Below are 17,994 nucleotides of genomic sequence, written 5' to 3'. Positions count from 1 at the left end.
TTTCGCCTTTTCTTAGAGATTTTTAAGAATTGCCTGCTATACTACTTTTTAGGATACTGGAGGTGAATGTATGAAGAAAACGGTGCTTTTTATACTTATTTTTCTTGCTGTTGGTTCAGCTTGCTTTTACGGAATAGCAAAAGCAGTGAATCGTCCTGATACACTTTTATCCGAATCTGACGTCAGCAGTATGATTCAGCAAAAATATGGCGGCACTATTGAAAATGCAAGCTTTTCTCAAAAAGATGATGAACCGATTTATCGAATCACTTTGCTTAAAGATGATATTCCATACCACATCACAGTAAATGGAGAAAATGGAGAAGTCCAGTCATTAATCAAACAAAAAGTAGAGAAACAAACGTCTACTCAAACTAAAAATAATACAGAAGAAGAGCAAAAGAAGAGCGAGCAACCACCAGTTTCTCCTACATCCGACGAGCCTCTCATTTCAATGGAACAAGCAAGAGACATTGCTTTACAAAAAGTAAAAGGAACGTTTTCTTCAGTTGAAATAGAAGAGGAAGAAGGCCAAACCTTTTACGAAGTCGAAATTGATCAGTCTAAAACAAGAGAAGCTAAAGTGATGATAAATGCTTACTCCGGACATGTAGATTCCATCACCTATGAAAATGACGATGATTAAAAGTACAGCGGAAAGCTGTGCTTTTTTTATCCATTTTTATTTATTTCTAAGAAAATTTTAAACTTCTTCTTCTTTTCCTTTAAAGTTCATTAGCTAAGATAGTCTTAACAACCAATCGAGGAGGCCATAACATATGAAAGTTATTACAACCGTTTTAGCCAGTGCAGTACTAGTCGGTGGATTAGGTGCAAGCGCATACGCAATGACAGACCAGTCCAAAAGCAATGATAAGAAGCAAACCACAACGATTGAAGAAGCAAAGGCAAAAGACATTGCCCTTCAAAAAACAGATGGCGGCGACATTACAAATATCCAATTAGCCGTAGATGACGGCGTTAAACAATATGAAGTAGACATCACAAAAGGTAATAAAGAATACGATGTAGACATTGACAGCAGCAGCGGTAAAATCATTGAATTTGATGAAGAGCAAAAAGACGGTGAAGATGAGAAAGAAGAGGAACTTCAAAACGTTTCCCCTGCTATTTCATTAGATCAAGCGATAAAAACAGCTTTAAAGAGCGCTAAAGGAACCGTCAATGAAACGGATCTAGACCAAGAAAACAACCGTTTAGTATATGAAATTGAAATTGACACAGCCGATAAACGTGAAGCAACTGTTTTAGTAGATGCCAAAAACGGCGGCGTGATCAGTGTAGAAATAGATGATTAATAGAAAAAGCACACTCCAAAAGGAGCGTGCTTCTTTTTTTATACCGCTAATTTAATAACCGTTAATACAATACCAATTAAGAATCCACATAGAGCTCCGTTCACTCGAATCCACTGCAAATCTTTTCCGACATTGTTTTCCATCATATCCACAAGTGTTTCATCATCTAATTTATCTAAGTTTTCTTGAACAAGCTGTCCAATTTTCGAATGATTCTCGTCTACAAAGCTCATGATTTGCTTTTGAATAGCCGTATCAATTGCTTCTTGACGCTGTACATCCTCTTCAAGAGCATTCAGCCAGCTCTCTACGTAAGGAACGGCGTAGCTTTTCATAAATTCAGGGCTTTCAATGAATGCTATCACTTTCGCTTTCATTTTATCGACGATTTCTGTTAATTTATTCGTTACGTTTAATTCATTAATCGTTTTTTGTTTCCATGCTTCTAATTTTTCAAGAAGTTCTTCATTCTGCTCCAAGCCTTGCAGCTCTTTTCTAATTCCGTTTACCAAAGCAAGGCGGTATTCATCCTCTTCGTTACGAAGACGCCCTGTAATAGAAAGCAATAAATTTTGCAAAATAGACCCTAGCTTCTCTTCATTAATCATGCTTTGAAATGATTTGAGAGCAAATTGTAAAATACCATCAAGCTCAATATTATCAAGCGCATTTTTAGCAATACTTCCGAGCTGATACTGCGTTTCTTCTTTTTTAATCCAGCTCTCCCCTTTATTTAAAAGAACATCAAGCGCTTTTTCATCATACTGATTTTTCACCACTTCTCCAACAATCGAATGCACAATAGGCTTTAACTCTATTGCTGAAAGCGATGATTTGAGCTCTTTTTCAATAATAGGAACGACTTTCTCTGTATCCACACGATTAATCGCATCAACAAGCAGTGCGGTTCCTTTTTGTTGAATCGTTTCCGAATGAACACCTTTTCGAACAATCGGAAGCAAACGCTGTGTAAACGCAATTCTTTTTACTTTTTCTTGAATACTTTCTTTTGACAGCCAGTCGTTTTCAAGGGTTGAGACTAGCCCTCTTGTAATACGCTGTCTGTTTTTAGGAAGCAGCGCAGTGTGTGGAATAGGAATGCCTAAAGGGTGACGAAAAAGAGCCGTAACGGCAAACCAATCCGCTAATCCGCCGACTAATCCAGCTTCGAACCCACCTTGAAGCAACCGACCCCAAATTGAATCACCAAAAGGCATTGTGGCAACGAAGCCCACTCCCATAATCGCCAAAGAAATCACGGCTAAGTGCTTTGATTTCTTCTTTGGATTTGTTGTAAATACATTATTTGATTCCATTGTAGTCCTCATCCTTTATTTATTTAACTAAACATTTCATCTAGAAATATGTAACGTGATACAGAAATTTCCGCAAAAAAAAGAAAGACAAGCTTTTACCCTCGTCTTTCTAGTATATTGCCTTTTTGCTATACTTCAAACTTTTTTTCTTTTCGACTTTTATTAATAAATGAAAAAATGAGGAGTACGACCAAGATAACCGTACATACACTGGATCCAATCACATTGTTTTTGTTAAACATAAATGATACAAAAATAACAAGCAGTGCTGCTGTTGCAAAGAGCGTTGTATAAGGAAACCACTTTAATGCGAAAAACGGCTTTTCTTTATACCCTTTACGCAGCTTTAATTGAGCTAAACAAATGCTTACCCAAATAAGAATAATCGTGAAGCCGGGAATGGTCATTAAATAACTAATTACATTATCCGGTGTTTTATAAGCTAAAAACACACCCATTAAAATACAAACAGCCGTAATCATCAAACCATTAATCGGAATACCGTTTTTCGAAACTTTCAAGAAGCGCTTTGATGCTTCTCCGCTTTGAGCCATAGCATAGAGCGTACGCGAAGTTGCATACATCCCTGAATTCGCTGCTGATAAAACGGCCGTTAATAAAACGAAGTTCATAATATGAGCCGCACCCGGCAGTCCGGTGATACTAAACACTTGCACAAATGGACTGTCTTGTCCTGATACAGAATTCCAGGGCATAAGGCCGCAAATAATTAAAATAGGCAAAATATAAAAGCCAATCACCCGCCATACTGTGCCTTTGATCACTTTCGGTAACACGTTTTTCACATCTTTTGTTTCCGTTACGGCCACACCAATTAATTCAGCTCCGCCGTAAGAGAACATCACAATTAAAAAGGCACTCAGCACACCGCTCATGCCGTGAGGGAAAAAGCCTCCATGAGCCGTATAATTTGCCCAGGGGTTTTGCACATCACTTGGAATCACACCGAATAAAATGAAAGCTCCCAAAATGATAAAAGCGGTAAGAGCAATTACTTTAATACCGGCAAACCAAAACTCAATTTCTCCGTAATACTTAACTTGAAATAAATTCATCCCTACAATCAGCACTGCACAGAGAAAGCTTAAGAGCCAAAGAGGTACAGAAGGGAACCAAAACTTCAAAAAGCTTCCTCCCGCAAGCAGTTCAACAACTGTCACGACAATCCAGTTCACCCAGTACAGCCACCCTACAATAAAAGAGGTTTGCGTACCGAATGCCTTATGCACTAAATTTTGTACGTTCATATTCGGATAGACAATTGCCATCTCCGCCAATGCTGTCATTACAATAAATAAGATAAGACCGCCAAATAAATACGCCAGTACAACACTTGGTCCTGCAATACCTAGCGTATCAGCACTACCTTTAAAAATACCTGTCCCAATCATACCGGCAAGTGCAATGAGCTGCACATGACGAGGCAACAGACCTTTTTTTAAATTTTGATCTTGTTTTTCCATGATGCCCGTCCCTTCTGTTCATTCTACGTGTTAGTTTAACCAAATCACTTCTTGCGCAAAAACCCCTACCGGATATTCAGTAGGGGGTGAACCAACACTGTTTTTCTTCTCTATGATGAATAAAAATGATCTGATTTTACCACTGTTACTTTAGTCATTTTATGCGTTGAATTAATACATTGTCAATGTTATTTATTTTCCAAAAATAAAGTCAAAAGAGTATCTACACCCTTTTGACTTCTAGTCTTCTTGCAATGATGGATAAAGCATAGTTTACAATAAAATACATCATCGCGATGATCAAAAACATTGGGACTACGTAACTTTGTTTCTGTCCGTAAATGATTTGAGCGTTATGCAGCAAATCAGGAAGTGCGATCACTACTGCAAGCGACGTATCTTTTAATAAGGAAATAAATTGACTAACTAAAGGAGGTACCATTCTCCGCAAAGCTTGAGGCAGCACAACGAAACGAAGCGTTTGATAATAGTTTAAACCTGATGAACGCGCCGCTTCGATTTGTCCTTTTTCAATTGATTTCAATCCGCTTCGGATAATTTCTGAAATCATAGCAGATTCAAATACAGTGAGGGCCACAATCGCTGCTGACGTAATTTCCATATCAATTCCGATTTCAGGTAAAGCAAAGTATGTAAAAAAGATGATTAAAAGCAGCGGCAAATTTCGGATAATTTCTACGACAAAAGCGAGTACATGAGACAGAACTGGAATGCGGGCATACCTTAAAATACCTACTATACTTCCAATAAGAAAACTTAACACAATCGAAATGAATGCCACTTTTAAAGTGACCCAAAATCCTTCCATTAAGAAGGAAAGGTGATCAGGAGAATAAGCACCCATAAAATCCATCACTTTCACTCCTTTCAGCTTGTTTTACCTAGACGTTTCTCAAGATAACCAACTCCTAAGCTTAACGGAATGGTTAGAACTAAATAGAACAGAGCCACAAAAATATACACATCAAACACTACGTAAGTTTGAGAGGAAACAAGATCTGCCTGATACATTAAATCAAAACCAGCAACAATCCCTAACACGGATGAGTTTTTGACTAAATTAATGAATTGATTTCCAAGAGGAGGAATGACGATTTTAATGGCTTGAGGCAATATAATGAACCGCATCGCCTGACCGTACGTAAGGCCCGATGAACGTGCCGCTTCAAGCTGCCCTTTTGGAACAGCCATAATTCCCGCTCGTATGGCTTCGGCTATAAAAGCTGCCGTATAAATAGTTAGTCCCAGCACTCCGGCAGCTGTACCGCTGATTCCCGCCACAATAAAAATAAAAAAGACGATAACCACAAGGGGAATATTTCGAATGAACTCTACATAGACCGTACCAATTACATTTACTATTTTGAGAGGGGCTATTCGCATTACCGCAATGATCGTGCCAAGTACAAAGCTGGCCACTAAAGCAATCAGACTGGCGATAATGGTGTACTTAAAACCTTCTAAATAAAGATCCATATTGTTCGTCAGAATTGAAAAATCCAGCAATTTTCTTCCTCCTTTCAACTAAACAAGCAGGATGAGCATAATGCTGCTCATCCTGAGAAAAGAAAACTGTACGCTTATTGTTTGATCCACTTGTCGTGAATTTCATCATATTTTCCAGAGTCTTTTATCTTTTTAAGCGCATCGTTTAAGGCATCTACCAGCTCTTTGTTTCCTTTTTTCACAGCAATGCCATAAGGCTCTTCTGTGAACGGCTTTCCTACCAATTCATAAGAAGGATCTTCATCAGCCATTCCATAAAGAATAGCATCATCAGTTGTTAAAGCATCTCCTTGCTTAGATTTTAAAGCTGTAAATGCTTCTGCATAGTTTTCAAACTCTAATACCGTTGTCTCTGGTGCTTTTTCGCGAATATTAATAGCTGAAGTTGATCCTTTAACAGCCAACACTTTAGTACCTTTCTTCAAATCATCAACGCTTTTAATTTTACTGCCTTTTTTCACAAGCAGAGACTGTCCAGCTTGGAAATATACATCCGTAAAGTCTACTTCTTTTTTACGTTCATCTGTAATAGTCATTGTTGCAACAACAGCATCAATATCTCCTTTTTGAAGAAGAGGAACCCTTGTTTTGGACGTAACTTCTTTAAATTCTACCTTGTTTTCATCGCCTAAAATCTCTTTAGCCAGCTGCTTAGAAATATCAACATCAAAACCTTCTACTTCACCCGTCTTTGGATTCTTTAAGCCAAACAAACGCGTATCATTTTTAACTCCAATGACGATTTTCCCTCGGTCTTTGATTTCAGTGAGCGCATCTTTTTTAGCTGATGATCCACTCGTTTCTTCACTTTTCCCTCCGCAAGCTGCTAACATCATAGCCGCTGCTAATGAAAGCACAGCTGCCTTTAAAAACGTTTTTGATTTCTTCATATTACTCCCCCTATTAAACAATTAATGATTTAAAATACGGCTAAGAAATAAACGTGCCCTTTCTTCTTGCGGGTTTTCGTAAAACTCAGCCGGAGTTGCCTCTTCTAAGATTTTTCCTTGATCCATAAATACAATGCGGTCCGCTACTTCTTTTGCAAACCCCATTTCATGAGTTACAACTACCATGGTCATTCCTTCTTTAGCCAATGTTTTCATGACATCCAGCACTTCTCCAATCATTTCTGGATCAAGAGCAGAGGTAGGCTCATCAAAAAGCATAATTTCTGGCTTCATCGCAAGTCCCCTCGCAATAGCTACACGCTGCTGCTGGCCGCCTGACAGCTGGGATGGGTAGGCGTTAGCTTTTTCACCGATTCCGACTTTATCTAAATAGTATAGGGCTGTCTTCTTAGCTTCTTCTGACGACTGTCCCAATACTTTCATAGGTGCTAAAGTGATATTTTCTAAAACTGTTTTATGCGGATATAAATAAAAATGTTGAAACACCATACCTATATTGCGGCGCAGTTTATTAATATTTGTTTTTTTATCCGCGACCAATATATTATTTACCGTTAACTGTCCGTTAGATATTGTTTCTAAATAATTTATGCATCGCAGCATCGTGCTTTTACCTGAACCCGAAGGTCCAATTACGACGACAACTTCACCTTTTTCAATTGTTAAATTGATATCTTTTAATACGTGAAAATCACCGTAATATTTATTCACTCCGTCAAAAACAATCATTTTCCCCCTCCTAATTTGCGAACAACAATAAATATTTAAATTTTTAAAATATTTAAAATATATTAAAAATTATATTCTTACCCTTAAAGCAAAGTCAACAGTTGACAAATTATCTCTTTTTTGTAATCAAAATGAACTATCTCCAAATAAAATATGCTAGAAAAATAAAAGGCTTTGTTGGCATTTGCCGATATGTAAGCATACGTTCGCTAGGCTGAAGGTACTTGTATAAGCTTAATCAATAGATTATATTAGTTAACGCATATCTTTATACGAATTGTCTTTCATTTTTAGGGGGCAGTTCTCTCTAATCACCCCTCTTTCTAATTATCCGTCTATATCTTTATTATATTAATATATATAATTCTCTTAACGGTAAATTAACAAAAAAGAAAATACAAGCTTCTATTCGTGTTAGAGGTTCTGACATAGATATAGTGAAATTGTATTATCCCTCTAAAAAAAACACGCTTTATTAGCGTGTGTGGTCTTTTATATTTTCCAGAATCATCTGAAAATGTGGATAGTCTTTAAACCCTTGCCAATCTCCTCCCCATTCGAATCCTAAATTTTTTGCGATATCTACAACCTCCATCCAATCAGACTGATTGTTATTATTACCGTCATATTCCATGTCCCAAATAACTCGTCCGTCTTTTAACTGAATAGCAAAATCAATAGCTAGTCCATAGTTATGATAAGACTGGCCGCCCTTTGAATAGGTAACAATATTGCCTTCTTCCGTCCTGCCTTTTGCATAAAGCTTATCTTGTTCTTCTTTTGAACGGAAACCTTCCGTAATGACAATCGAGATTCCTTGGTCACTTGCTTGTTGAACAAGTTTATTTTTCTTTTCTTCTACGACAGGATGCAAATCAGTTGCTCCTGAAAAATCTTCTAGCGTTGGACCTGGCTTTAACTCATCGCGAAACAAAAATACCAGGCTTACCGCTATCGTAACTATCAAAGCTATTCCCAATTTTTTAAGAACGTTCATCTATATAAAGTCTCCATTCTTTTTTGCTGTTGTTTAGATAAAATCATATCGAATTTCATTTTGTTATCCAATAAAAGAGCTGTAGTGTTCAACAAACGTCTATATTTTTTCGTTTTTTATCTATTTTCACCATTTTTTCACTATTGGTGGTTACATTAACAATTGTGGACAGCTCTGTACCACACCCCTATAACTTTTAAGGAGTGACAACAGCATGAAAAAGAAACTATTCGGTTATATCATGGCAAGCGGTTTAACACTAGGAGTTATGGCCGCTGCAAACTCCACGGCATTTGCAGCCAGCAAAGATGAAACAAGCTCTTCAACAGTTGTAGAGCGAACAAATGGCAGTACAACAAATACGGATGATGCAACACAACAAAAAGTTGATGATATTATGAAAAAAGCACAGGAAAAATTACAAAAACTCGGCGTAAACTTGCCTCAGCACAAAGACGGCCCCTTCAGCAATCTAGATGCGGCTACGAAGAAAAAAGCGAAAGCTATTATGGATCAGCTTCGCGACGGCACGCTGACTAAAGAACAAGCGGAAGCCAAATTAAAAGAACTTGGCGTGAATTTTCCTGAACATAGAGGCGGTCCTTTTAACAATTTAGATGCGGCTACAAAGAAAAAAGCGAAAGCTATTATGGATCAGTTTCGCGACGGCACGCTGACTAAAGAACAAGCGAAAGCCAAATTAAAAGAACTTGGCGTGAATTTTCCTGCTAAAAAGAAAGATTTTCTAAGCGGGGTAGATGCTGAAACAAAAGCGAAAGCTGAAACCATTTTGGAAAATGCAAAAAAAGAAATACAAAATCTTGGCGTTACAATGCCGTTTGAAAATCACGAGCACAAAGCTCAATAACTAAAAAAGCTACTTGGCTGTTGAAAGCCAAGTAGCTTTTTTATGATGCAGTTTTCCTTCTCACTAACGTCATGTACACACCTAATGCTAATAAATCGCAGACCATAATCACAATGCCCATCGGCAGAGCATTTTGCCCTCCTCCAAGACCAACAAGAGGAGCTACGGCTGCTCCGAGTAAGAACGGAAGCAACCCTAGAAGCGCTGAAGCACTTCCCGCGTTCGAAGCTTGATTTTCCATAGCGAGTGAAAAAACGGTTGTGTTCACAATTCCTACGCTCGATACTACAAAGAAAAGCAAGATGCAGACCAAAATAACGGACATGTGAGTAACAATCACGGCCACTAAAAGCACGCTTCCAACAGCTGCTTGAAGCAATCCATACATAAGAAGAGTTGCTTCTTTTATTTTACCCGCTAAACGTCCTGTCACTTGAGTAGCTATAATTAGTCCAAAACCGTTAATAGCAAAAACAAAGCTGAACATCTGCGGAGATAGTCCATAAATGTCTTGAAGGACAAATGTAGAACCTGAAATATAAGCAAACATGGCACTCATAATAAAACCTTGCGCCAGCGCATATCCCACGAAGACACCATCTTTTAGCAATACGCCAAATGTACGCAGTACTTCTGTTAATCCACCTTCTTTACGGCGTTCGAGCGGAAGCGTTTCTTTTAAACCAAATAAAACGGCAAAAAACATTAGTGCACCAATCACTGCTAACACACCAAATACTCCTCGCCACGACATAATCGTCAGCAGCTGTCCACCAGCAACCGGAGCTAAAATAGGAGCTAAGCCATTTACAAGCATAAGCATGGAGAAAAACTTTGTTAAATCCGAACCTGAAAACAAGTCTCGCACGCTCGCTCTTGAAATAACCATTCCTGCTGCTCCTGCCATACCTTGAATAAATCGCAAAACGATAAAAATCCAAATAGACGGTGCAAACACGCATAAAACAGATGCAACTGCATAGGTGATTAATGCTGCTACAAGCGGCTTTTTCCTTCCGCGAATATCACTGAATGGCCCCATGACCATTTGCCCAAATGCTAAGCCCAATAAGCAAGCTGTCAGACTGACCTGCGCTAAAGAAGCTGAAGTATGCAATTCTTTCGCAAGCGTCGGCAGCGCTGGCAAATACATATCGATTGATAACGGTCCAAATGCGCTCAGTGAACCCAAAATTAAAATAAATAAAATACGATTTCCTCGGCTTAAAGACATTCCTTGGGAAATACTTTGCTGATTCATCTATTGTTGTCTCTCCCTTCAGCAGTTTTACAATAGTCTCATCTTAAACCCTCCAGCTACTGGATAGTCAAGACGTAATTCGAATTTGAATTTCCGTCAGCCGCTCTTCTTCATGATGTGAAATAAATGAATCTACAATCCGCCGAATTAAGAAAGGACCTTCTGCTTTGTATCCTTCCGCTTTAATAAAGTTCAGTAATGCATCGTAATAGACTCCTGTGGTATCTCTCTTTTCTCTCATATAAATAGATGCGTAATCTCCTTCAGGTATTAACGTAACGAGTTCATGCTTAAAAGAAACATCACTTTCGACCAATAAAAAAATGCCATCGTAATCTGTAAATTGTTGTTTTTTCGCGTTTTCTACCGATAGCATAAACCCTACTTTCCCAATCATAATCGGGGTAATATGACTAATTTTCTTTTTTAAATCACGGAGAACACTTTCAGTCCCGTCTAACGTACCTACCTCTGCTTTTACTTGCACAACTTCACGAGAAGGAAGGTGTTTTATGAACGGGGCTCCTATTTGGTTAATATGTCTCGTCTGTTCTAATTCCTTCATTCGAGTTGTTAACTGCACATTCACTCTTTGAAGGTGACGAATTTTTTCTTTTGTTACCTTCTGATATTCCGCTAAAGTTTCAATAAATTCATCCAAGCTGCTGTGCTCCATCTTTCTTTTAATTTCTTTTAAAGGAACTCCCATCAGCTTTAAATAGACAATGATATCTAATTTCTTAAATTGTTCTAACGTATAATATCGATAACCGGTTTGTGGATCCACTTCGTAAGGCTCGAACAGGCCAATTTCATCATAATAGCGAAGTGTTTTAACCGGAATATCATGCAGTCTGGCCATTTGTCCAATCGTAAATTTGTTTTGCACTATAAGTTCACCTTCTTTATGTAAAGCTGCTTGCACTTAAAGCAAGCAACACCGTAATTCTCGTCATTCATTTAGTTCTTGTACAAGCTCTTCCACAATAAGATGTGCAGGCAGTTTTTTTGCCAGCGTAAATCCGGTTCCTGCCCACAAAGAAGTGTACTCTGGATTATTCATTTGTGTAGCTTTTGCTCGAATAGGCTTTGTCATGTAATGAATATGAGGGTAGGCGGATGGTGCTGATTTATCATAGGAAATAAAAAAGGCATTCACAAATCCTCTAGCACGTTTCCCTGTAAAAGCTCGTGTGACACCTGTTTCATTAAAACGCTTTTGAAGAATGCTTTCTTTATGAAGAGCACTCGCTCCGCTTTCTGGACAACAAATAAAAGCCGTACCTAACTGGGCAGCAGAAGCTCCTTCTTGTAACACACGTTTTATGTCAGACCCCGTCATCAACCCTCCCGCAGCAATCAATGGCTTTTTAGTGATTGAGCGAACTCCTTTCAGCAATTTCATAAGCGGGTAATCCACCGAACTCTCTAAAAAAGTAGATCGATGGCCGCCGGCTTCAATGCCTTGCAAACATAGCGCATCCGCTCCTGCTCTCAAAGCCACTTCGGCTTCTTGAGGTGTTGTAATCGTAACGAAAACACGGCTTCCAATTCCTTTTAAACTTGCTACAATCTCTCGATCCGGGCACCCAAATGTAAAGCTCACAGCAGGTACTCGATGTTTTTGAATGATGTCGAGCTTGGCATTCCATTCATCATCATCATTCTTTGGTATATCAACTTGACACTCCAAATATTCAGCTGCTTTTGACAGTTCTTTTTGATAACAATCAAGTGCATCAACTGCTACTTTTTCATTTGTCGGCACAAACAGATTCACTCCAAAAGGTTTTTTCGTAAGTGAGTGCATCTCTATAATTTCCTGCTCCAATTCACGCGCACTTTTATATCCCGCAGCTAGAAACCCTAGTCCTCCGCTATTAGATACTGCTGCAGCTAGTTTAGGCGTCGAAACTCCTCCTGCCATGGGAGCTTGTACAATTGGATATTTACATATATCTTCCACACTTCTCACCTCAGCCTTTCATGCGTTCTCTCTTCATTCTACTATAACCCCAGAAAAAAAAAGCCCTCCAAAAGGGCTTTTCTTCCATATATAGATTATGATCGTTTCAAAAATTGAGATCATAAATGATGCTAAGGAATGCGCACTACCTGATTATTCCCTCAAAGGTTCACCTATGTGGATGACACTAACTCCGTAAGGGGAGTGACAGCCGCTTTCTACATCGATTACTTATAATGGAGGAACTTTACGCATACAGCTTCTGGAACCGTAACGTTAGATTGAAGAAGCGTTAGCTTTCCACTTTCTTGGTCTCTTTCAAACAGTACCAAGTTTCCTGTTTCTTGATTAGACGCTACAATGAATTGTTCTGTTGGATCTAAAACAAAATCGCGCGGCCAGTCGCCTTCAGTGCCTGTCCATTCTATGAATGTTAACTGTCCAGAATCCTGATCTACTTTGAATGTTGCAATTGAGTTATGTCCGCGGTTTCCTGCATAGACAAAGCGGCCATCTGAAGAAATGTGGATAGCACTCCCTTGATTATTTTCTGTAAAATCAGCTGGAATTGTTGAAACAGCTTGTTGTTGAGTGAAGCTTCCTTTGCTTTCGTCATAAGTTAAAAATAAAACTTCAGAGCTGAATTCTGTCATTGCATACGCATAGCGGCCATTTGGATGGAACGTTAAATGTCTAGGGCCCGAACCAACAGATGTAGAAAGACTGTTGACTTCCTTCAATTTATTCTCTTCTACTTCATATGTCACGATTTTATCAATACCTAAGTCCACAACGGCCACGTGCTTTTCTCCAGGAGTAAAATCGGCATAGTGTACGTGCGGTTTTCCTTGTTGTCCTTTTTTGAGATCTGAATGAGGATGTTCCACTACGGATGCTACATATTCAATTTCCCCTGTTTCTTCATTAACAGAATACGTCTCAACGCTCCCTTTATGAAAGTTAGCAGATAAAACAAGCGTATTATCTTCATTCACTGAAACATAGCAAGGAGGCGCGCCGTCTAGCAGCTGTTTGTTTACAAACTTTAGTTGCCCCGTGTTTGGATCAACCTTAAAAGCAGCTACTCCGCCTTTTTCTCCTTCTTTAATAACTGTATAAAGATGTTCGTTGTCTTTGCTTGCATTTAAGTATGTAGGATTTTCAATTTTAGCCACGGCTTTTACTTCTACAATCTTTTTAGCCTTCGTATCTAACGTAAACGTATAGACACCTTCACTGCCTGCTTTTGTATATGTACCTGCAAATCCAATAAATTTTCCATGTTCACTCATTTTCCTATACCCCTCCTAAAGAATTGTTTTGTTTCATTTATTTTACTATATCATACCGCATTTGTTATAGAGAATGCTCCAATTCAACGTTCATTTATCAGTTTTCCCTACATGCCTATCGTCAAACCCTTCCTTTTTAAGCCTGCATCTTGCATTTTCCTACCATGGGGCGTTATGATTAAGGATGATTTTATATCGCCCCATAGCAGACGGCTTCTGTATTTCTTGGATTTTCAAATAAAGAAGAATGAACTGATGAATAGTCGACTTTCATCGCTATAACCGCTGCTCAACTTTTTTCGTAAAGTTACATCAAAAAAGGAGTGAACAACAATGATCACATTAAAAAGTGAACGCGAAATTAATTTAATGCACGAAGCAGGTAAATTATTAGCTTCTTGTCATAAAGAAATCGCTAAAATGATCAAACCAGGCATAACAACAATGCAAATTGATAAATTTGTTGAAGAGTACTTAGCAAAGCACGGAGCAACGCCAGAACAAAAAGGATACAAAGGATATCAATATGCAACGTGCGCTTCTTTAAATGATGAAATTTGCCACGGCTTCCCAACAAATAAACCGTTAAAAGACGGCGATATCGTAACCATCGATATGGTTGTAAATTTGAACGGAGGCTTAGCAGATTCCGCATGGACTCACACCGTTGGAGACATTTCAGACGAAGCACAGCGTCTAGTAGATGTTACATACGAAGCGCTTTTAAAAGGAATCGAGCAAGCACAGCCAGGAAATCGCACAGGTGACATTGGCCACGCTATTCAAAGCTATGTAGAAGGCGAAAAATTCTCTGTCGTACGCGACTTCACAGGACACGGAATTGGAAATACCATGCACGAAGCGCCTACAATTCTTCACTACGGAAAAGCTGGCAAAGGTACACGTTTAAAAGAAGGTATGGTTATTACAATCGAGCCAATGGTGAATGCTGGTACATGGCATTCTAAAATGGATAAAAACGGCTGGACGGCTCGTACAACAGACGGTAAATTATCCGCTCAATTTGAACATACACTTGCGATTACGAAAAACGGTCCTCTTATTTTAACAGCACATTAAAAAAACAGCCCTTTTGAGGCTGTTTTCTTAATGTAGAGGAAATTTAATAACAAAAACTGTGCCGCGGGAAGAAGTAGATAATAATTTAATCTGTCCTCCGTGGCTTTCTAGAATACGCTGAGCAATTGGCAGACCAAGACCTGTTCCACTATCTTTTGAAGTGGAAAACGGCTGGTACAGCGACTGCTGCATATGCAAAGGAATCCCTTTTCCATTATCTTCAATATACAGACAATAATTATCATCATGAACCTGTGAATAGATTGTAATGACTCCTTCTCCATCCATGGCTTCCATACTGTTTCGAATTAAATTATGAAGAACTTGTTTGATTTGTTTTTCATCTACCTTTAGTATATGCGGCTGCAGTTTCACATCAAAGATAAGCTTATCTTTTTCTGTAAATTTGCTTGAGTGAGTAATCAAAGGCAATAGCTCATTAATAATATCCTGCATACTGACTTTTTTCATTACCGGAGCTCCTGGTTTTGATAACAGCAGCATTTCTTCAATGATGTAATTAATCCTCTCTAACTCTTTCATAAGCAGAGGCAGGTAAAAACGCTTTTTCTCCTCATCAGAGAGAGACTGATTCATAAGAGATATAAATCCATGAATCACGGTAAGAGGATTACGAATCTCATGAGCAGCTCCGGCTGCCACTTCTCCAACTAGAGCAAGTTTCTCAGACTGATGCATTCGCTTTTCTAATTCTTCGGTATCCGATATATCAATGAAATAAAAAATTCTTCCGATGCTCTCGTTCTTCTCATTAAACAGCTGCGTTTGAGAGGCTAAAAAGCAATAGCACGTCTCTTTCGTTCCAAATAATACTTTTTTATTTTCGTGAATTTCTCCCGAATTCACCATGCTCCAAAATTCTGTATTATATTCAGGACATTCCTCCATATACCCGCAAATATCCTTTTCGTCGAGATCTAAAAACTGCTTTGCTGAGGTATTGGCAAATATACTATTTGTCTCATCTTCTATTGTGATAATTCCAACAGGCAGTGAATTTAAGATCTGCTGGCGATATGCTTTATCTTTAATGATTTTCCAAAATGAATCTTCTAAACTAACCGACATTTGATTGATAGAAGCCGAAAGCTGCTTCAGCTCGATTTGCTTTGTGTCTTGAAGAACAAGACCGTATTCTCCGTCTGCAATGTCATTCACTTTTTCAATCATTTGTTCAATTGGTTTCGTAAGGCTCGCACTCATACGATAAGAAACATAAAGAGAAGCCACAATAGCACTTACTGTTAAAATCAATAGTAAAATTAATGAATCTTTAATAATGACAGACAGTGTATCTGATAGTGTATCAAGTGAATCAACCGTCTCTTCTTTTGAACTATTAATATCTTTTTTTATCTGATGCAGATCCGGCAAATAATTTCTCTTAAGATACTCTTTTGCTCCCTCTATATCTCCGTACTTCAGCAGTCCCTGCACGTTATTAGAAACCTTAAAATCCAGCAGCTCAATTTTTTCCTTTAGTGGAATCAACGATTTTGGCACAGGCTGCTTATATCTTTCATTATTTTCGATAACTCGTGTATCATATGATTGATATTCTTCTATCAAAGAGACAGTGGGGTTCTTTAGATTATTTTTCACAATGTATTCTTTTATGTTCAGCTGCTCTTCCCAATAAGAAAGCCACACCATTTGAGGAACATCTTCATCTTTAATTTCGTTGCTTACATGATTTATTTTATCAATGGCATGCACTAAAACTAAAGAGAACCCGCTTAACATGAATGTAATCAAAAGAAGAATCGTTAATATTTGGCTACGGAATGACATGTTGCGAAATAATTGATTCATAATCATCTCTTTCTTTTTCATAGTTACTTCGGCTGTGTAGACATTCTAACTTTCGAATATAAAATTTGTTTTTCCCGCTTACTGTACATCGGTCCAAAAGGCGCTAGTTTATAAACACCGTCCCTGGCGCCAAGTTTGACTTCTCCAGATGGAAGACCTATTTTACTAAAATAGTCTTTCATAATCACGTTGTAAGCTTGAGGAACATCATTTATCACACTTGTTAAAATAACAGATCTACCCATGTACGCCTGATCATCTAAATATCCTATTACGTACATTCCTTGTGTTTTCGCTTCTTGAATAACTTCTTGATTATACGAATTTCCTTTAGCATAGACGATATCGACACCTTGAGCTTTTAACTCGCGGAGCAGCTTTACTGCTTTTGCTCCATCGTCTCGGCTGTTTACAACTCGATAATAAAAAGCAATCGATGAATCATACGCTTTGATTCCTTGTTCGAATCCTGGATTTTTTTCTTTTGCAAATGTATCGAGTAATCCAATTTTTTTCGTTTTTGTCTTCATGGCAGCTGCCGTGCCTGCCAGGTGCTCTATTTTTGTTTGATCAAATGTATATACAGTTTGGTTTTTATACATTGAAGTACCGTGAATGGTGACGAAATGAACATGAGGATACTTAGGAGCTAGTTCTGTAAAAACGGTAGAAAATTCTCTTCCATGTCCAATTACGACTTTTGTTCCATTTTGAATAACTTTTTCAGCAGCTTCCTTCATTTTTTGGTTCGTATTTACTTCGCTAATAACTTGAGCCGAAACAGGATACTGCTGCTCGATGTTGATTTTTCCTTTATAAGCTAGACTGCCCCAGCTTTGATCTGTCAGTACATCAGAGGTGAGAATTGCAACGCTTGTGTTTTCTACTTTTTTTGTCGTTTGCTGACTTATAATCCCTTGTGTTTTCGAAATAATAATAATTAAAAACGAAGCGACAACAATCAGGGCAAGCAATAAAATCAGCCTTAACTGTCTTGATCGTTGCATAGACCTTCTCCTTTTTGTTTAGCATACTTTCATTATATAAAAAAAGCATCTAAAAAGACTACATCTTTAACGAAATTCCAACTTTTTTCGACATTTCTTTCATATCTTACCTTTTTTAACACTTTCATTCCAAAAGAAAAAAGCAGAAAACATCTGTTTTCTGCTTCTGCCTTCAATCTTCATCTTTTACATCCATATCTTCAGGGATAGGCTCATTTAGGTATTCTTCAATTTGTTTTTTGTACTTTTCCATTTGCTCTAAATGGGTGTTAAACTGCTCTTTATTTAATAAGTAGTTTTCACCATCAAATATAGCTCGTACTTTTCCTTCTTGAATCAATTTCTGCACATATTCTTCAGGAAAAGATAGATACTCTGCTGCTTCTTTTATCGTTAAATACATC

The 17,994-nt window shown here is 38.1% G+C and carries 18 protein-coding genes; 4 read left to right on the top strand and 14 right to left on the bottom strand.

Translation table 11 applies throughout. The features are described 5' to 3' along the window. Positions 1–70 precede the first annotated feature (70 nt). Entirely contained in the window at positions 71–646 is a 576-nt protein-coding gene (locus tag LAV82_RS24190; protein WP_013055079.1) for a PepSY domain-containing protein, read from the top strand. Between the two features lie 133 nt (positions 647–779). After that, a complete protein-coding gene (locus LAV82_RS24185; protein WP_328254959.1) occupies positions 780–1,319 on the top strand; it encodes a PepSY domain-containing protein in 540 nt (179 codons plus the stop codon). 38 nt (positions 1,320–1,357) lie between these two features. Here LAV82_RS24185 and LAV82_RS24180 read toward each other — a convergent pair whose 3' ends face one another. From LAV82_RS24180 to LAV82_RS24150, 7 genes are all read right to left on the bottom strand, one after another. Continuing rightward, positions 1,358–2,635 carry a DUF445 domain-containing protein gene (locus LAV82_RS24180; protein WP_013055077.1) on the bottom strand — a complete coding sequence of 426 codons (1,278 nt, stop codon included), beginning with the start codon at positions 2,633–2,635 and terminating at the stop codon, positions 1,358–1,360. A 128-nt stretch (positions 2,636–2,763) separates the two neighbouring features. Further along, a complete protein-coding gene (locus LAV82_RS24175) occupies positions 2,764–4,119 on the bottom strand; it encodes an amino acid permease (protein WP_499717138.1) in 1,356 nt (451 codons plus the stop codon). Positions 4,120–4,342: 223 nt separating this feature from the next. Then, positions 4,343–4,993, bottom strand: coding sequence for an amino acid ABC transporter permease (locus LAV82_RS24170; RefSeq protein ID WP_013055075.1), 651 nt, complete (start codon positions 4,991–4,993; stop codon positions 4,343–4,345). Positions 4,994–5,007: 14 nt separating this feature from the next. Beyond that, positions 5,008–5,646 carry an amino acid ABC transporter permease gene (locus tag LAV82_RS24165; protein WP_013055074.1) on the bottom strand — a complete coding sequence of 213 codons (639 nt, stop codon included), beginning with the start codon at positions 5,644–5,646 and terminating at the stop codon, positions 5,008–5,010. Positions 5,647–5,720: 74 nt separating this feature from the next. Continuing rightward, positions 5,721–6,536 carry a transporter substrate-binding domain-containing protein gene (locus tag LAV82_RS24160; protein WP_013055073.1) on the bottom strand — a complete coding sequence of 272 codons (816 nt, stop codon included), beginning with the start codon at positions 6,534–6,536 and terminating at the stop codon, positions 5,721–5,723. A 21-nt stretch (positions 6,537–6,557) separates the two neighbouring features. Beyond that, positions 6,558–7,286: an amino acid ABC transporter ATP-binding protein gene (locus LAV82_RS24155; protein ID WP_013055072.1), complete on the bottom strand. Its 729-nt coding sequence runs from the start codon at positions 7,284–7,286 to the stop codon at positions 6,558–6,560. 475 nt (positions 7,287–7,761) lie between these two features. Continuing rightward, positions 7,762–8,283: a M15 family metallopeptidase gene (locus LAV82_RS24150; RefSeq protein WP_499717137.1), complete on the bottom strand. Its 522-nt coding sequence runs from the start codon at positions 8,281–8,283 to the stop codon at positions 7,762–7,764. Between the two features lie 214 nt (positions 8,284–8,497). Between LAV82_RS24150 and LAV82_RS24145 the strand changes: the two genes are divergently transcribed. Beyond that, positions 8,498–9,151 carry a hypothetical protein gene (locus tag LAV82_RS24145; protein WP_013055070.1) on the top strand — a complete coding sequence of 218 codons (654 nt, stop codon included), beginning with the start codon at positions 8,498–8,500 and terminating at the stop codon, positions 9,149–9,151. A 40-nt stretch (positions 9,152–9,191) separates the two neighbouring features. On the opposite strand, the gene LAV82_RS24140 is transcribed toward LAV82_RS24145, so the two are convergent. The 4 genes from LAV82_RS24140 to LAV82_RS24125 all read right to left on the bottom strand — a co-directional run bounded on the left by LAV82_RS24140 (position 9,192) and on the right by LAV82_RS24125 (position 13,670). Further along, on the bottom strand, positions 9,192–10,412 hold the full coding sequence (locus LAV82_RS24140) for a multidrug effflux MFS transporter (RefSeq protein ID WP_499717136.1): 1,221 nt from the start codon (positions 10,410–10,412) through the stop codon (positions 9,192–9,194). 67 nt (positions 10,413–10,479) lie between these two features. Next, positions 10,480–11,301: a MerR family transcriptional regulator gene (locus LAV82_RS24135; RefSeq protein WP_013055068.1), complete on the bottom strand. Its 822-nt coding sequence runs from the start codon at positions 11,299–11,301 to the stop codon at positions 10,480–10,482. A gap of 63 nt (positions 11,302–11,364) precedes the next feature. Further along, positions 11,365–12,378 carry a nitronate monooxygenase gene (locus tag LAV82_RS24130; protein WP_499717135.1) on the bottom strand — a complete coding sequence of 338 codons (1,014 nt, stop codon included), beginning with the start codon at positions 12,376–12,378 and terminating at the stop codon, positions 11,365–11,367. Positions 12,379–12,605: 227 nt separating this feature from the next. After that, positions 12,606–13,670 (bottom strand): lactonase family protein, encoded by a 1,065-nt coding sequence (locus tag LAV82_RS24125; protein ID WP_029324648.1) that lies wholly within the window; start codon positions 13,668–13,670, stop codon positions 12,606–12,608. 333 nt (positions 13,671–14,003) lie between these two features. Here LAV82_RS24125 and map point away from each other — a divergent pair, with 333 nt between their 5' ends. After that, on the top strand, positions 14,004–14,750 hold the full coding sequence (map, locus tag LAV82_RS24120) for a type I methionyl aminopeptidase (RefSeq protein WP_013055065.1): 747 nt from the start codon (positions 14,004–14,006) through the stop codon (positions 14,748–14,750). Between the two features lie 27 nt (positions 14,751–14,777). Here the strand turns inward: map and LAV82_RS24115 are convergent, their stop codons facing one another. The 3 genes from LAV82_RS24115 to LAV82_RS24105 all read right to left on the bottom strand — a co-directional run bounded on the left by LAV82_RS24115 (position 14,778) and on the right by LAV82_RS24105 (position 17,993). Next, positions 14,778–16,583, bottom strand: a complete 1,806-nt coding sequence (locus LAV82_RS24115; RefSeq protein ID WP_328255610.1) for an ATP-binding protein — start codon at positions 16,581–16,583, stop codon at positions 14,778–14,780. Positions 16,584–16,606: 23 nt separating this feature from the next. Then, a complete protein-coding gene (locus LAV82_RS24110) occupies positions 16,607–17,590 on the bottom strand; it encodes a BMP family ABC transporter substrate-binding protein (RefSeq protein WP_499717134.1) in 984 nt (327 codons plus the stop codon). A 172-nt stretch (positions 17,591–17,762) separates the two neighbouring features. Further along, a complete protein-coding gene (locus LAV82_RS24105; protein ID WP_013055062.1) occupies positions 17,763–17,993 on the bottom strand; it encodes a helix-turn-helix domain-containing protein in 231 nt (76 codons plus the stop codon). Between the last annotated feature and the right edge of the window lies 1 nt (position 17,994).

The organism is Bacillus sp. ILBB4, assembly GCF_035064545.1.
GTDB lineage: Bacteria > Bacillota > Bacilli > Bacillales > Bacillaceae_H > Priestia.
This window is presented reverse-complemented; position numbering and strand designations above follow the sequence as displayed.

Bases quoted from the DNA above. Each gene is read 5' to 3' on its own strand.
- LAV82_RS24190 (WP_013055079.1), top strand. From the start codon at position 71: ATGAAGAAAACGGTGCTTTTTATACTTATTTTTCTTGCTGTTGGTTCA.
- LAV82_RS24185 (WP_328254959.1), top strand. From the start codon at position 780: ATGAAAGTTATTACAACCGTTTTAGCCAGTGCAGTACTAGTCGGTGGA.
- LAV82_RS24180 (WP_013055077.1), bottom strand. From the start codon at position 2,635: ATGGAATCAAATAATGTATTTACAACAAATCCAAAGAAGAAATCAAAG.
- LAV82_RS24175 (WP_499717138.1), bottom strand. From the start codon at position 4,119: ATGGAAAAACAAGATCAAAATTTAAAAAAAGGTCTGTTGCCTCGTCAT.
- LAV82_RS24170 (WP_013055075.1), bottom strand. From the start codon at position 4,993: ATGGATTTTATGGGTGCTTATTCTCCTGATCACCTTTCCTTCTTAATG.
- LAV82_RS24160 (WP_013055073.1), bottom strand. From the start codon at position 6,536: ATGAAGAAATCAAAAACGTTTTTAAAGGCAGCTGTGCTTTCATTAGCA.
- LAV82_RS24155 (WP_013055072.1), bottom strand. From the start codon at position 7,286: ATGATTGTTTTTGACGGAGTGAATAAATATTACGGTGATTTTCACGTA.
- LAV82_RS24150 (WP_499717137.1), bottom strand. From the start codon at position 8,283: ATGAACGTTCTTAAAAAATTGGGAATAGCTTTGATAGTTACGATAGCG.
- LAV82_RS24145 (WP_013055070.1), top strand. From the start codon at position 8,498: ATGAAAAAGAAACTATTCGGTTATATCATGGCAAGCGGTTTAACACTA.
- LAV82_RS24140 (WP_499717136.1), bottom strand. From the start codon at position 10,412: ATGAATCAGCAAAGTATTTCCCAAGGAATGTCTTTAAGCCGAGGAAAT.
- LAV82_RS24125 (WP_029324648.1), bottom strand. From the start codon at position 13,670: ATGAGTGAACATGGAAAATTTATTGGATTTGCAGGTACATATACAAAA.
- map (WP_013055065.1), top strand. From the start codon at position 14,004: ATGATCACATTAAAAAGTGAACGCGAAATTAATTTAATGCACGAAGCA.
- LAV82_RS24115 (WP_328255610.1), bottom strand. From the start codon at position 16,583: ATGAATCAATTATTTCGCAACATGTCATTCCGTAGCCAAATATTAACG.
- LAV82_RS24110 (WP_499717134.1), bottom strand. From the start codon at position 17,590: ATGCAACGATCAAGACAGTTAAGGCTGATTTTATTGCTTGCCCTGATT.
- LAV82_RS24105 (WP_013055062.1), bottom strand. From the start codon at position 17,993: ATGTATTTAACGATAAAAGAAGCAGCAGAGTATCTATCTTTTCCTGAA.